This window comes from Legionella bononiensis (assembly GCF_016786215.1).
Classification (GTDB): Bacteria; Pseudomonadota; Gammaproteobacteria; order Legionellales; family Legionellaceae; genus Legionella; species Legionella bononiensis.
This window is the reverse complement of record NZ_JADOBG010000001.1, coordinates 48249-63063: the sequence shown is the minus strand read 5'-3', so window position 1 is coordinate 63063 and position 14815 is coordinate 48249. Positions and strand designations below refer to the sequence as shown.

The window sequence follows — 14815 nt, the reverse complement described above, 5'->3', positions numbered from 1 at the left end:
AATTGTCCTTACATTATTCCAGTAATCCATGCCTGTCCCAATGAAATTCCACCATCATTAGGTGGCAGATTTCGTGGGAACAGCGGAGTAATTCCAGACTTGATTAACGCATTGGTTAATCCCTCCGTCAGGATCTTATTTAAAAAACAACCGCCACTTAATAGTACCCTAGCGAGTCCTCTCTCCTGACAGGCTCCTATAATCCACTCAGCAAGACCAGCAATTAAGGTTCCATGAAAAACATTGGCTCCTGTGATCGGATCGGCAAGATCAGATAAATAGTCCAGGGTGGGCATCATATCAAAAATATTATCTTTTATCCGCCAACCTCGTTTTAAAATTTGAGGAACGGTTACCAGACTTTCCAATCGCATGGGTGCCTGACCCTCATAAAAAGACAGAGTCTGAATACCCAATAAAGCACTTACCGCGTCAAATAAACGCCCACAACTTGAGGTCAGTGGACAGTTAATGCCTTGCTCCAGAAGAAGATGTAATGCCTGAGCCGAGGATTGTTCAGCAAAGCGCACTGCAATTTCATAGCCTTTTCCTAAACGATACAAAACACTTGCCGCCATTCGCCAGGGCTCGCGCGCAGCAACCTCACCCCCGGGTTGCGGAATGCAGGCTAAATGCCCCAGCCTTGTAAATTCAGCTCCTTCCAATAACAACAACTCCCCACCCCATGCAGCGCCATCGGATCCATATCCATAACCATCCAAAGCCAAACCAATAATTGGTTCGTCAATATGATGCTCTGCAGCTACTGAAGCAAGATGCGCATGATGATGCTGGATGGCATAAGCTGGAATCCCATAATGTTCTGCGAAACGAGTGGTATAAAAATCAGGATGCAGGTCATGAGCGATACGTTCTGGTTCTACATCCAGAAAGCGTATTAAATGTTCCAGCGACTCATGAAAAAACTCGATCGTTGCCTTATTGGTCAAGCTCCCAATATGTTGTGACACAAAGGCTTCATCCCCGCGAGTAATACAAAACGTATTTTTTAAATGTCCCCCTACAGCCAAAATTGAAGGAATGACACGGGGCAATTGGATGGGCTGGGGTACATATCCTCGGGAGCGTCGTATAAAAACGGGAGCATCATTCAACATATGGACAACTGAATCGTCAGCTCGGGTGACTATCTGGCGATTATACGATACGACTTTATCCGCTATAGATGAAAGGTTTTCCCAGGCTTCATGATCATCAATAATTAACGGCTCTCCGCCGAAATTGGCGCTGGTTACCACCAAAATAAGTTCTTGAAACTCATCCAGCCATTGACACCCATCAGGTTTTCCAGCAAAGGCATGAAACAAAAGATAATGAATTGGAGTATAAGGCAACATGACTCCGAGATGATTTAACCCCGGAGCCAGCCCATCAGGTACCGTTTGATTTTTTTTGGCAAACAAGACTATGGGTCTCTCCCGACTCTCCAAAACGGTTTTACCCTGTTCCGTCATGTCAACCAGAGCTTCAGCGCTTACAAGGTTCGCCACCATCAGTGCCAGTGGTTTGGCTTCTCTGTTTTTACCTGCTCTAAGTTTTAAAATACTGGATTCATTTCGCGCATCACAAATTAACTGATATCCACCCAGACCTTTTAAAGCAATCAGCTCTCCAAGGTGTATTCTTTTCGCCACCTCATCAATGGATAAAGACAGTTGCGGACCGCAGTCGGCACATGCTGTAGGTTGGGCATGATAACGTCTGTTTTCAGGATTTAAATAATCAGCAGTACAGGTCTCGCAAAGCGGAAATGCATCCATTGCGGTTTGACACCGGTCATAAGGTAAACCGCGTGTTATAGAATATCTTGGGCCACAATGAGTGCAATTTAAAAAGGGATAGTGGTAATAATGACTTTGCGGATCAAATAATTCATTCAGACATTGGGGGCATACACAGGTATCCGGACTAATTATCGTATGTACTTTTCCCTGTGCACTCTCCCGAATGTCAAAGGCGGTTTCCTCTGTTATTAATGGAATGAGTCGTGACTGAGAATTACTCAATTTTGCCAAAGGAGGTAAATTATTTTTTAACTCATCTAAAAATTGAGCACTTTGACCTCCCTGAATTTCAATGAGCACACCAGCGGCATTATTCTGAATCCATCCTGTTAAACCCAGTGTTTTCGCAATTCGATACACACAAGGCCTAAAACCAACACCCTGGACCTGGCCTTGAATAGTAATCTGCAGCCTTGTTGATTCCATCTACATCTTCTTTAAACTGGAAAGCCCCGACAATTTCGTGTTTAACCATTCATACCACTCTTGCAGCCCCTCTCCATTCTTCGTAGAAAGTGACAGGATTTCAAGTTCCGGGTTTATTCTGCGCGCGTACTCTTTGCATTGCTCCAGATCAAAATCAACATAGGGCAAAAGATCCGTTTTGGTGATCACTAATAAATCCGCAGCATGGAACATATCGGGATATTTAAGGGGTTTATTATCACCCTCCGTAACTGAAAGAATAACGATTTTATAGTGTTCTCCCAAATCAAATAAGGCGGGACAAACCAGATTCCCGATATTTTCAATAATGAGTATCGATTGTTCTTTCAAGGGGAGTGCTTCAACCGCATGCCCAACCCTGTGAGCATCCAGATGACATACTTTTCCGGTATTGATTTGGATGGCAGTTCCACCACTGTCTTTAATTTTCCTGGCATCGAAATCGGTTTGTTGATCGCCAACGACTACAGCGATATCAATGAGGGTGTTCAAGTCGCCTATTGTTTTGGCAAGCAAAGTCGTTTTTCCTGAACCCGGACTGGACATCAGATTTAAAGCCAAAATATTTTTTTGCAAAAAAAAACGTTCATTGTCTTCAGCGTACTGATTATTTTTTGCCAGAATATTCTGTTCGATTTGAACCAAATGCCCCTCATGTACATGATGATCAAGTTCATGATGATCATGGTGATGATGCTCATGATCCGTAGTTTGTTCCATTTCTTCAGTACAACCGCAGATTCCACACATTATTCAACCACCATGGATTTAATTCGTAACTCTTCACCCTGAGTAATACTTAATGAATGACTACCACACCTGGGGCAATCATCGTAGTATTCTTTTACAGGTACCTTTGCATGACAGGCATTACACACTGCTTCACCAGGAACATCGATAACCAGCAACTCGGCATTTTGCGCAACAGACCCCTGTGCTATTACCTTAAAACTAAAATTCAATGAATCCAGGTCAACGGCACTGAGCTGGCCAAGCTCCAAAACAATGGTTTTTACCCGCTCACACTTTGTCACAGCAGCCTGTTGAGTAATGAGTTCAAGGATGCTCTTGCACAACCATAATTCATGCATCACAAATTCCCGGTTCGATGAAGCAACACTTCGACCTAGAATACTCCAACACGACCTACAATGGGAAGCATTGTGCATCAGCAGTAAACGCTAAAATAAGCCAGACTGCATTTTATCGCTAGCGTAGACGCAACTTCCTAAATTGGGTTAATATGCGCTGTCTTAATATCAGTGGTACACCCATTAAAATCACTATGTCGAAAACTACACAACCTAAAAAACTGATTACCTGTGTCGTTCCTGTATTTAACGAGGAAGAGGTCATTGCAGAATTCGTTGCCGCGCTTGATAAAACACTAAAGGAGTTGAGCTACCCTTATGAAATGCTCCTTATCGATGATGGCAGTCAGGACAATACCTTTACGATCATTCAGCAATTAAGAACGCAATTTCCCATTCGATATCTTCGTTTTAGTCGTAATTTTGGAAAAGAAAAAGCACTAAGCGCCGGATTGGATCATGCTCGTGGAGACGCTGTTATTCTGATGGATGGCGACTTTCAACATCCACTTGAGTTATTAAGCGAATTTGTGCATCAATGGGAGCAAGGCTATGATATGGTTTATGCCGTCCGTCAAAACAGATCCGACGAATCCTGGTTAAAAAGAACCTGTGCAAAAGCATTTTATCAATTTACTTCCAAAATAAACCGCATCAATATCCCTGCAAATGCCGGCGATTTTAGATTACTAGATCGAAAAATTGTGAATGCCCTGCAAAAATTGCCAGAGCGCAATCGCTTTATGAAAGGATTATATAGTTGGGTTGGTTTCAAACAAATTGCCATACCTTTTGAAGTGCAACCTAGAAAATCAGGTACTTCACAGTGGAGTTTTTATTCTTTACTGGACCTGGCAATCACAGGCATTACCTCATTCACCGCTTTTCCTTTAAGAATGATAGCTGTTGGCGGAATAGGCGTCGCCACAGTAGCATTGCTCTACGCCGCATGGATTATCGCTAGCACCTTGATATTTGGCATACAGACACCCGGTTGGGCAACCATAGTCACTGCCATAACCTTTTTTGGCGGGTTACAATTATTTGCTTTAGGAGTGGTAGGAGAATACATAGGTCGTGTCTTTGATGAGGTAAAACATAGACCACATTATATAGTAGATGAGGATTCCAGTTTTGATGACAGCCGTTCTTAAATTATCTCATCGACTGATTTTCTATACAGGTATCGGTGCAACCTCAGCAATCGTACACATTCTGATCGTACTGAATCTGGTTACTTATGTTCAGTTAAATCCACTACTCGCGAATGTCTTTGCCTTCCTGATTGCCTTTAACATCAGTTTTCTGGGTCACAAGTACCTTACTTTTTCCAGACTTCAAGATCAAAAGGAATTAAGTTTACCGCATTTTTTTCTGGTCGCTGCCTCTGCGGGAATACTTAATGAATCACTGTATTTTCTATTATTACGTTTTACTCAATTAAATTATTTAATTGCTCTGATCCTGGTTTTAGGATTAGTTGCCGTCTACAGCTATTTGCTCTCAAGATTTTGGGCTTGTCGTTAAATTTAAAGATATGTGATGCTCCTCACAATCAAGCAAAAAGTCATCACTCATAAAATAATTCATTTCTTGTTTTCGAGTACAGGAAATCACATCAGCAGGATCATCACCCTCGCCCGGATGACACATGATTAGGGTATTAGAAGGCACTCGAGCCAACCATTGACGAAACAAAGATCTATAATCTGAGTCAGGAGCAAAATCATACACTCCCGAAAAAAAACTGTTGTGCGGGATGTTCAATTGCTTTAACTGGGTATTGAACTTTTTCCCCCCGGTTCGGGTCAGTATGGCTGATTTCACTTTAAATTGAGGGAGTGTTAAAGCGGGATAGGTGGATCGTAGGAATACTCCTTTGTCTTTTAATGATCGTTGCTTGTATAAATCAATAATGGTTTGGCGGATCACTGGAAACTGATGCACGTGTTGATGACCGTCTATAAATTCAGGATACTCACCCATCACCGTTACATAATGCTCCAACTGAGCATTCAATTCATGAAACACCTGCGCCTTGTTAATAGTCCGCGTATGGGTTCTTAGAATCAACTCGTTTAAACGAAAACATGGTCTTTCGGGTTTCGATAAAAAGGAACCCTCGGTGAGATTAAAATGCAGACCTGTACGAACCGGATTGTTCAGAACCAACAGTTCCTTAGCATATAACGAAAAATCCGGAACGTTCACCATGCAGCTTACTGCAGACAATCGATTCATGCGCACCAGCTTCAAGATACCAAGAGAAACCCCTTTATTCAGGCCAAAATCATCGGCACATAAAATGATGTTTTTAAGTTGACTCATCGGAATTTATGCCGTCTCGGTAAGTGTTTTTGCCATAAAGAAGCGAGTACTTAATATGTTGATACAAAGTCCACTGATGACTAACAAACCAGCCTCCAGTTTCCATAATTGAAAAGACTCACCCAAAACCAGAATGGAACTAAGCATTCCGACTACGGGTACCAGTAAAGTAAAAGGAACGATCATTCCGACAGGATATCGACTAATCAGCCAATTCCATACCCCATAGCCAATCCATGTTGAAATATACACAATATATGCCAATGAAATACTACCCTTCCAACTTAAATGTTCATAGGTATAACTGAAACTGCTAGGGCCTTCAAATATTAAAGCAAGGAGAAACATGGGGAAACAGGCTATAAAACTGCCCCATACAATAACTGAAATTAAATGGGTTGTTTTTATCTTTTTGGTTATCAGGTTCCCAATACCCCAGGTAGCAGCGGCACCCATGATAAATAAAAACCCCAGGAACGACACGTTCGAATCAAAATGCATAGCAACCAGGCCTATACCTGAAAATGAAACCAAGGCGCCAACCAGTTGACCAACAGTTGGTGTTTCCCCAATAAAAATTACGGCAAAAAAGATACTGAAAAATACTTGCACCTGCATTAATAAAGAGGCCATTCCAGGAGTCATGCCGACCTGCATGCCAATAAACAGCAGAGCAAATTGTAATGCAAACATGACCAGGCCATAAGCTGCAATAATGCGAAAAGGGACGGCAGGTGGTTTTATAAAAAACACTGCGGGGACGCTTGCCAAAAGGAATCTCAGAGCGCAAAGCAATAAGGGAGACATTTCATCAAGACCCCACTTGACGAATATAAAATTAATTCCCCAAATAAGCACTACCAATAAGGCTAACAATAAATGAGATATAGGCATTATGAGTTCTATAGATTAAAATACCCGCTTATTTTAACTTAAAAATAGAAATATTGCTAAGAATTAAAAACTTTTGCTTCAAATTAGATCACTTTTATTGCTAAGTTTGATAATATATCCTTAACGTTTAATTAATGGCCGATAATTAATCCAAGTGAAGTTAATTAATACTTCCTTAAGGATCAGTTGCTACAATCTAACTTAACCAATTTTATTTGTATTTGGAGAAACCAATGGCTAAGACACAAACAACTCAGTCAACTAAAGTAGTAAAACAAGACTCTTTTTTTCATAGTCGTTTACAACTCTTAGTCGCCGGTGCACTCTTTCCTGTGGGTAAAGGTGATTGGTATAAAGAGAAAGGTTATGGACCTAAAACAGCTAATCCAGAGGGAAATGCAGCATTTGATGATTTCCTGCAACAACAAAAAACGGATGAGAAAGCCCTATACCACAAAGCATTTAAAGGTTTGAATTTTGCTTTAACTATGGTTGATTCCAAATTAACTTCTGGTAAGGACTGTCAATTGGAAGTTCTTAAATGCGCACCGGAAGTAAAAGCGGAGAACAAACCAGGAACTGGCAAACACATCGTTTATTTCCCTGGAGCAAATACATATTATCAAGCCTGCTTTCGCGATATAACTGCTGCCGCCAAGCAAACTGGCGCTACCGTACATGCGTTTAATTTCCCTGGCACAGGAAAAAGTACGGGACAGGTTCGAGAAGCAAATGACTTAATCAATGCGGGTATCTCTGTAGTCAAATCCTTATTAAAACAAGGCATTCATCCTGATGACATCATTTTACAAGGTGACTGTTATGGGGCAGGTATAGCACTGGAAGTAAAATCACAATTCAACGATCAAGCCAACGTCAAATTACGCGTGGTCATGAATAATGCGTTTAAATCATTTAAAGCTGCAGTGTACGATATGATTACTCAATCCACCTGGATACCCAACGCATTAAAAACAATAGTCAAAACTCTATTGGAATTTACCGGTTGGCATCTTACTCCAGGTAAAAAATACATCCAGGCTGATCCCTATCAATGTCATATTCAACACAGTGGTGACCAAACGCTTATCTCAGCAACTTTATCAGGAAAAGTAAGTAAATATCATGGTGAAATGGTATCAACTGAAACCAAATCTAAGAAAAGAGCGCCCATGGTTGATAATTGTCCCGAAGAATACAAGCAAGATCGTGATGCACTGGACAGTATACATCTTGTTCGGGTTTCTGAAAAAGCCAAAGAACGTTTGGGTAACAAGTTTGGCAGAGATAAATTCGGTAATGTGAATGCTCATTTCGCGGATTTGTGTGAGCTGGAGATGCTCAATGGTAAGTCTGTTTATGAAGGATACATTAATGAATATCTGGTACGATCAGACCGATACATCCAGAATCATCCTCAGGACTGTATTCCTGAAGAGATTAAAATCAATTATCTTGCCCCAGCTCATGCTGTCGAAATCACGCAGGAAGAAGCGAATGATATGCAAGATGTTGCTGATTTATTAATTGATTCACAAAAATTCAGAGCAGATCCTGATTTAGGTGAGGACAATCAATTAGACCAGACATCAGAAGTTCAAGTTAAGGTTAGTTAAGGATTCTGAGCTGATTATGCTCAATCAATTCTGATTTATCGTTAAGGCCGGAAGTTGACAGACTCCCGGCCTTAAATTTTTCTTTAAGGTTATGAATTTATTTAATGGTTCTGTAGTTTAGTTCTTGCCTCTGTCACGTTACAATGGCCAAAAATTCTAAAGACAACCATGATGAAAGAAATTATTCTTGCCACCAGTAATTCTGGAAAAATAAGAGAATTACACGATTTATTAGCACCCATTCAATGTATATCACAAACCTCTTTAGGCATAGACAGTCCTGAAGAAACCGGTTTAAGTTTTGTAGAAAACGCCATAATAAAAGCACGACATGCCAGCTTCCTGGCAAATAAGCCTGCTTTGGCAGATGACTCCGGATTGGTAGTGCCTGCACTTGATGGTGAGCCGGGCATATTTTCCGCGCGTTATGCTGGAGTTCTGGCCAGCGATCAGGAAAACATCCAACTTTTGTTACATAATATGGCGCATGTACCTGCCGAACAGCGGCAGGCTTATTTTTATTGCGCCATAGCTCTGGTTCAGCATGCCAAGGATCCTGCTCCTGTGATTTCTACGGGCATTTGCCATGGAACGATTAGTCTGGTCGCCTCAGGTACAGGTGGATTTGGCTATGATCCTGTGTTCTTTATAAAAGAATATCAATGCACAGCAGCCGAATTACCTGCTACTATTAAAAATACCATCAGTCATCGCGCAAAAGCCTTACACCATTTACGCGAAATTATTCCCAGTTTAAAATGAATGTTGAATTAGAAAATCTCTTTGCTCAAGCCTATAAGCTTCAATATGAAGGTCAACTTCCGCAAGCGATCAGCCTCTATGAGCACATCCTTTCCAGAAACTCAAAACATTATGACACTCTGCATTTTCTGGGCTTAACCTATGCTCAATTAGGAGACATGGATAATGCGATTTTATACCTGTTACAGGCACAAGAAATAAATTCGGATGATCCTGCTTTATTAAATAATCTTGCCAATGCTTATAAAAAGTCCAATCAACTGGATAAAGCCATTCAATTCTATCTGAAGGCAATTCAACTAAAACCTGAATACGCACAGGCACATAATAATCTGGCAACGGTATATGCATTACAGAATAACTACCAACAGGCACTGGTCCATTATGGAAAAGCAGTCAATGCAGAACCGGATTTTAGCGCAGCACATTTTAATCTGGGATTACTGTTGCTCCAAAATAATCAGTTAGTTGCTGCTAAAACCCAATTTAATAATGTCATTTCCCTAAATCCTGAACATGCAGAAGCCTATTTTTATCTGGGAATCTTATATCTTGAAGAGAATATGCTTACAGATGCAGAACACGCTTTTCAAAAAGTTCTGGAACAGAATCACGAACACGTTCAGACGCTGGTCAACCTGGGGGTTATTGCTCTCAAAAAAGATCAAAACCAGATTGCGGTCGATTACTTCACTAAAGCATTAGCTCTGGACAATGAAGACATTGATGCTCGCAACAATCTAGCAGCCACATTCATGCATCATGACCGTTTTGAAAACGCCTTGATGCACTACGATGTCTTGCTAAAAAAAGAACCCAATAATATAGAGTATTTATATAATTCAGGTGTAGCTCAGATGGCTTTAGGCCATTTAAATGAAGCGATTATTTTTTTTGAACAGGTTCTGAATTTAAACAACACCCACACCCCCTCTCTAAATAATATGGCGGCCATTTATTTAAAAATGGATATGAGAGAAACTTCACGTGAATATTTACAACGGGCTTTGACAATAAATCCTCAGGATACCATCAGCAAACATATGCTAAATGCCCTGAATGGAACAACAGATGCTGACACAACTCCGGAATATGCCAAAAATCTGTTTAATAATTACGCCCTATATTACGAACACCATATGAAAGACCAACTCAATTATTCGCTCCCACAGCACATTGGTCGAACAATCCATGAACTGGAACTACTCCAGGTCAATAACACTTTGGATATAGGTTGTGGAACGGGTTTATCTGGAGTGGTACTGCGTGAAATCAGCAAACGGTTAACTGGTATCGATATTGCTGAAAAAATGCTTGCCCATGCCAAAGAGAAAGGGATCTATGACTCGCTGGTTCATTCTGAAGTCATTGACTTTCTCAACCAAAATAAACAACCCTATGATTTGATTGTTGCCGCAGATGTTTTACCGTATTTTGGCGATTTGAGTACCCTGTTTCAGTTAATTAGTCATCACCTGAACGCCCAAGGCTATTTCATTTTCTCTACCGAAATCAGTGAGCAGGAACCATGGACACTCCAAACCAGTGCCCGCTTCAACCATCATCCTGATTATATTAAAAGCCTGGCCAATGAATGCCGGTTTGAACTCATCAAAAAAGAAAAAGTACCGGCACGTTTACACAATCAGCACCCGTTGGAAGTGATGCTGTATGTGCTCCAAAAGAACACAACAGAATAACTGGTTTATTTTAATTGTAAGATAATTGAGCCGAGTCTGTTGCTTCAATTGTAATTTTGGTATTTCATCTTCTAAAAATAATTAGAGTTACACAGTGCGCATCATTATGCCACAAAAGCTGTTTTTCGCCCATCAAACAAACAATGTGTCCATGTAGGTCGCATTTGTATCATTTCTATTAAATCAGAAAACCGAGCCGCGACCGTAAGGAAGCGGGAAGGATGTAATAATCTCTTAATCTTATTGTGCTACTCTTAAATAGTACAAATAATTTTCAAAATGGTGAAATCAAGCGATGCCAAGTCCTTATTTATTTAATAATATTGATGGATTAAATGACCATTCTGGTTCACGACTAACTGGGCACATAACGCACGATCTGAAATATCAGCTTGAAGATGGATCTATCGTACCTATAATTTATAAAGAAAATAAACATCGTAATCCTGAAGCATCAATCAAAGAAGTAGCATTTAGCGAGATGGCTCGTCTCTTTATGCTTCCTAATTCAACCCCCAAATACCATTTAGTTCATGATGAGGAACAAAAAAAGATTACGGGTGTTGCTTGTCTTCATATTCATCTTGCTATTGCCCAGCAGGTCAATATTAAAAACACCGCATTTCAAAGAATTCATTTTTCTCCCGAAAAAAAACACTATGAATTTACTAAGGTCAAAATAAAAAATTCAGCGGACATCCCGTACCAATTTCTTAATCAGCTTCCACATGGCTTTTTCAGCACCCTAATGGAACAAAGAAATAAAGGGGCTCTTACTATTGATATGGATTCTCTTGCCAATACTTTTGTTAACAAATACACCCTGGAAGAAGATGACTTACATAAAGGGAATTTTGGCATCTATACCATCATCAAGAACAACAAACCACATATTGTTTTTTTCAATATCGATCATGATCTGATGCTCAGTGACAGCATTATGTCTTTTATCAATTTACGGGCCACTAACTGGTCGTATGGAGAGAAGTCATTTAATATTACGCCCAGAGATCTGATCAATTTTCCAGATCTTCGGGATTCTGGAAATCATTATTGGCCGACGCATGGGCGGTTTGCAGTTAAATTTAATGATGATAGAGCATACATTAATACCCGTGAAAGAAATGCATTCAGCAGTTTAAAAAATGATCCGGAATTCAATCAATATAAATGGAAACGATTTCTGAAATGCATCATGGTTCCTGAACAACTCATGAAAAGTGCTATGGCCTTACATTTAGATCCGTCCAATCCCAAGGATGCTTCTGATATTAATTTGATAACTCAGGCAACGCATGAACGAGTCATAAAACTACGAGCAGTGCTCTTCTCTATTCCCGAATTTCGCGAGTACCTGAACAGTGAGCACGGAAAGAACGATCTGAACACCATTAAACAGGAATTCAATCAGTACATGGCGGAATCTCTTATTAATCAGAACTCGTTAATCCGCTCAATTAAAAACGATATCGAAAGTCAATCCGACCGTTATTTAGAATTATGCTCCTCTGAACAGGAAACACTGATAAAAGAAGGAGATACTCCTCTACATATTAATATTCGTCTGGGCGAATATCGTTTTGATGAAAGTCAAAAAGCATTTAACGAGTATCTTGGTAGTGCTAACTTTGAAGGACAGAGCCCCATTGAAGTGGCTGCGGACATGGCCCAATCCTATGAACCTGGTTCTGAACAGATAAATCCAGGAAAAGATCCCTTGTGCGTCATCAGACATCTTCTGTCACAGGGCGCAAAAATGACACCGAAAGTTGCTGAAGTATTAGAATCAAAAGGTGTGGATATAGAAAACTACCATTTTCGCTCTCAATACTATGATAAAACGATCGCTAATTACGCTGATTTAAAAGCCGTGATGGGCGAGATTAGCCAAGATCCCGATTTAAGTCTTAAAAACAAAAAAACAATTGCGGTAAACGTAATCAGTCAGCATATAAAATCCCTTTCATCAGAAGAGATTAAACAATTAAAAAATGATCTGAATGGAACAAAAAATAATCCCATTGCTTCAGAGTTTCTCTTTATCAGCCAATTGCGCAGCAGTCTGTGGATAGTCAGGGCCATCCGTGGATTATACGGTAATTCATCAACCAAAATGGAGCTGAACAGCCTGATAAATGATTCAGAATACCGACTCAAGATAAACCCGCATCAATTATTCGCTCAACGTTATTCATCTACTATTTCTGAGAACAGGCCTGAAGTTACTGAAGACAATGAGTCCAGAAAAAACAATGGTTTTTAATATAACCGCAAGCCCATCAGAACGTTTTTAAATCGAAACGATAAGTTTAAACCTTAAAAAGGTAATACCAGTCCAGCATTTAATAATTGAATTTGCCTTCTGAATAAAAGTTGAATGTGTAACAGATTATCCGCATCAGTTGCTTCAAAACGAGCCACCAGGCAAGGGGTAGTGTTCGATGCCCGTAATAATCCCCAGCCATTGGCAAACTCCACTCGCAAGCCATCAATAGTAAGAATTCGCGCATCTGGAAAATCTGCTTGTTCACTAAACAATTTCATAAAAATAAATTTTTCTTGCTCTGCTATGGTGATCTTTAGTTCCGGAGTATTGATACTATTGGGTATCAACTTGAATTGATCACTAACTGTTAAATCAGAGGAACTGATAATTTCCAATAATCGGCAGGCGCTATACAGCGCATCATCGAATCCATACCAACGATCCTTGAAAAACAGATGACCACTCATTTCTCCGGCCAAAGCAGCCTGCTCTTCTTTCATTACCGCCTTAACAATAGAATGGCCTGTAGGACACATTTTGGCTGTTCCACCTGCATCCTTAATGACTTGTTCCAGATGAGTAGAACATTTAACATCATAAACTATGGTAGCTCCGGGTACTCGGCTTAATACCTCCCGGGAAAACAGCATCATCAAACGATCAGGCCAGATCATCTCCCCTGCATTGGTAATCAATCCCAAGCGATCAGCATCGCCATCAAACGCCAGACCTATATCTGCATGATGAAGAGCTACTGCTTCCTTTAAATCCGCTAAATTCGCTTCTATAGTCGGATCAGGATGATGATTGGGAAAACGACCATCCACATCACAATATATGGGAATAACCTCACAGCCCAACTGTGATAATACTGCTGGAATTATTGGTCCCGCGATGCCGTTCCCGCAATCAACCACAACTTTCAGCGGTCTTTTTATTTGGATATCGCTGACTATACGATGGGTATAATGACCCATTACATCAAGATGTGTCTCCTTACCTTTACCCTGTATGCGTTGACCTTCTACGACCATTTCATAAAGTGTGTCTATATCTTCCTGAGTTAAGGTTTTCCCAGCCAACACCATTTTAATGCCATTATAATCCGCAGGATTATGGCTTCCTGTAACCATTAGCCCACAATCCAGCCCTTGAGTATGGGTAGCATAATACATAACAGGTGTTGCTACAGCGCCAAGATCCACCACATCAATTCCACTGTCCAGAAGTCCTGTTTTTAAGGCCAGGGACAGACTCGGACTGGTAAGACGTCCGTCACGAGCCAAATAAATCTGTGTTCGATTTAAAGTGTTCAGATAGCAAGCAATTGCTAATCCAATGGTATAAAAAGAGTGTTCATCCAAATCCTGACCTATGACGCCTCTAATATCGTAAGCGCGAAAAACGGAACGAGGTATTTGTACTTGCTGATACATCATCTAATGTCTCCCTGAGCTACCAAAGCCGCCTTCACCTCTACTGCTTTCTGTAAAAGAATTAACTACTTCAAAGGCAGCCTGGACTACCGGTATAAAAACCAATTGAGCGACACGTTCACCAGGGTTAATCGTAAAAGGTTCCTGACTTCTATTCCAACAGGAGATTTTTAACTCGCCCTGATAATCAGAATCAATCAATCCCACAAGGTTTCCTAATACGATGCCATTTTTATGCCCCAAACCCGAGCGAGGCAATATAACTGCCGCCAATTTGGGATCCGCAATATATATAGAAAGTCCTGTAGGTAACAATACTGTTTCCTGTGGGGCTATCTGGATGGGTTCAGAAATACAAACCCTCAGATCCAGACCAGCAGAGCCACTAGTAGCATAAGTAGGTAAAGGAATCGTGTCCCCAATTCGTGAATCCAGAATTTTTAATTGTATTACCTGCTGCATCATCAGTT

13 protein-coding genes are annotated in these 14815 nt (G+C 40.5%); 6 read left to right on the top strand and 7 right to left on the bottom strand.

The features are described 5' to 3' along the window. Nucleotides 1-8: 8 nt before the first annotated feature. Genes hypF through hypA form a run of 3 tightly spaced genes read right to left on the bottom strand, consistent with a single transcriptional unit; the run spans nt 9 to nt 3343 of the window. A complete protein-coding gene (gene hypF / locus IZU94_RS00315) occupies nt 9-2231 on the bottom strand; it encodes a carbamoyltransferase HypF (RefSeq protein WP_203107259.1) in 2223 nt (740 codons plus the stop codon). Next, nucleotides 2232-3002, bottom strand: a complete 771-nt coding sequence (hypB, locus tag IZU94_RS00310; RefSeq protein WP_203107257.1) for a hydrogenase nickel incorporation protein HypB — start codon at nt 3000-3002, stop codon at nt 2232-2234. After that, entirely contained in the window at nt 3002-3343 is a 342-nt protein-coding gene (gene hypA, locus IZU94_RS00305) for a hydrogenase maturation nickel metallochaperone HypA (RefSeq protein ID WP_203107255.1), read from the bottom strand. Before hypA ends, hypB begins: the two co-directional genes overlap by 1 nt. Before the next feature lie 194 nt (nt 3344-3537). Here hypA and IZU94_RS00300 point away from each other — a divergent pair, with 194 nt between their 5' ends. Together IZU94_RS00300 and IZU94_RS00295 are read left to right on the top strand one after the other, a co-directional pair. Beyond that, entirely contained in the window at nt 3538-4497 is a 960-nt protein-coding gene (locus IZU94_RS00300; protein WP_203107253.1) for a glycosyltransferase family 2 protein, read from the top strand. Continuing rightward, the gene (locus IZU94_RS00295; RefSeq protein WP_203107251.1) at nt 4481-4870 is read left to right on the top strand and encodes a GtrA family protein; all 390 of its coding nucleotides are present in this window, start codon (nt 4481-4483) and stop codon (nt 4868-4870) included. Before IZU94_RS00300 ends, IZU94_RS00295 begins: the two co-directional genes overlap by 17 nt. Here IZU94_RS00295 and IZU94_RS00290 read toward each other — a convergent pair. Then, complete coding sequence (locus IZU94_RS00290) at nt 4847-5671, bottom strand: ChbG/HpnK family deacetylase (protein ID WP_203107249.1); 825 nt, start codon at nt 5669-5671, stop codon at nt 4847-4849. The genes IZU94_RS00295 and IZU94_RS00290 overlap by 24 nt on opposite strands. A 6-nt stretch (nt 5672-5677) precedes the next feature. Beyond that, on the bottom strand, nt 5678-6565 hold the full coding sequence (locus IZU94_RS00285; protein ID WP_203107248.1) for an EamA family transporter: 888 nt from the start codon (nt 6563-6565) through the stop codon (nt 5678-5680). Between the two features lie 233 nt (nt 6566-6798). On the opposite strand from IZU94_RS00285, the gene sdbB reads away from it, so the two are divergent. From sdbB to ankK, 4 genes are all read left to right on the top strand, one after another. Beyond that, the gene (sdbB, locus tag IZU94_RS00280) at nt 6799-8181 is read left to right on the top strand and encodes a Dot/Icm T4SS effector alpha/beta hydrolase (protein ID WP_238400264.1); all 1383 of its coding nucleotides are present in this window, start codon (nt 6799-6801) and stop codon (nt 8179-8181) included. A 171-nt stretch (nt 8182-8352) separates the two neighbouring features. Then, nucleotides 8353-8943: an RdgB/HAM1 family non-canonical purine NTP pyrophosphatase gene (gene rdgB / locus IZU94_RS00275; RefSeq protein ID WP_203107444.1), complete on the top strand. Its 591-nt coding sequence runs from the start codon at nt 8353-8355 to the stop codon at nt 8941-8943. After that, nucleotides 8940-10643, top strand: coding sequence for a tetratricopeptide repeat protein (locus tag IZU94_RS00270; RefSeq protein ID WP_203107247.1), 1704 nt, complete (start codon nt 8940-8942; stop codon nt 10641-10643). Before rdgB ends, IZU94_RS00270 begins: the two co-directional genes overlap by 4 nt. A 295-nt stretch (nt 10644-10938) precedes the next feature. Then, nucleotides 10939-12906 (top strand): Dot/Icm T4SS effector AnkK/LegA5, encoded by a 1968-nt coding sequence (ankK, locus tag IZU94_RS00265; protein ID WP_203107246.1) that lies wholly within the window; start codon nt 10939-10941, stop codon nt 12904-12906. Between the two features lie 53 nt (nt 12907-12959). Here the strand turns inward: ankK and IZU94_RS00260 are convergent, their stop codons facing one another. Next, on the bottom strand, nt 12960-14348 hold the full coding sequence (locus tag IZU94_RS00260) for a phosphomannomutase/phosphoglucomutase (protein WP_203107245.1): 1389 nt from the start codon (nt 14346-14348) through the stop codon (nt 12960-12962). Further along, nucleotides 14349-14807: a dUTP diphosphatase gene (gene dut / locus IZU94_RS00255; RefSeq protein WP_203107442.1), complete on the bottom strand. Its 459-nt coding sequence runs from the start codon at nt 14805-14807 to the stop codon at nt 14349-14351. It lies immediately after the preceding gene. Between the last annotated feature and the right edge of the window lie 8 nt (nt 14808-14815).

Bases quoted from the DNA above. Each gene is read 5' to 3' on its own strand.
- hypF (WP_203107259.1), bottom strand. From the start codon at position 2,231: ATGGAATCAACAAGGCTGCAGATTACTATTCAAGGCCAGGTCCAGGGT.
- hypB (WP_203107257.1), bottom strand. From the start codon at position 3,002: ATGTGTGGAATCTGCGGTTGTACTGAAGAAATGGAACAAACTACGGAT.
- hypA (WP_203107255.1), bottom strand. From the start codon at position 3,343: ATGCATGAATTATGGTTGTGCAAGAGCATCCTTGAACTCATTACTCAA.
- IZU94_RS00300 (WP_203107253.1), top strand. From the start codon at position 3,538: ATGTCGAAAACTACACAACCTAAAAAACTGATTACCTGTGTCGTTCCT.
- IZU94_RS00295 (WP_203107251.1), top strand. From the start codon at position 4,481: ATGACAGCCGTTCTTAAATTATCTCATCGACTGATTTTCTATACAGGT.
- IZU94_RS00290 (WP_203107249.1), bottom strand. From the start codon at position 5,671: ATGAGTCAACTTAAAAACATCATTTTATGTGCCGATGATTTTGGCCTG.
- IZU94_RS00285 (WP_203107248.1), bottom strand. From the start codon at position 6,565: ATGCCTATATCTCATTTATTGTTAGCCTTATTGGTAGTGCTTATTTGG.
- sdbB (WP_238400264.1), top strand. From the start codon at position 6,799: ATGGCTAAGACACAAACAACTCAGTCAACTAAAGTAGTAAAACAAGAC.
- rdgB (WP_203107444.1), top strand. From the start codon at position 8,353: ATGAAAGAAATTATTCTTGCCACCAGTAATTCTGGAAAAATAAGAGAA.
- IZU94_RS00270 (WP_203107247.1), top strand. From the start codon at position 8,940: ATGAATGTTGAATTAGAAAATCTCTTTGCTCAAGCCTATAAGCTTCAA.
- ankK (WP_203107246.1), top strand. From the start codon at position 10,939: ATGCCAAGTCCTTATTTATTTAATAATATTGATGGATTAAATGACCAT.
- IZU94_RS00260 (WP_203107245.1), bottom strand. From the start codon at position 14,348: ATGATGTATCAGCAAGTACAAATACCTCGTTCCGTTTTTCGCGCTTAC.
- dut (WP_203107442.1), bottom strand. From the start codon at position 14,807: ATGCAGCAGGTAATACAATTAAAAATTCTGGATTCACGAATTGGGGAC.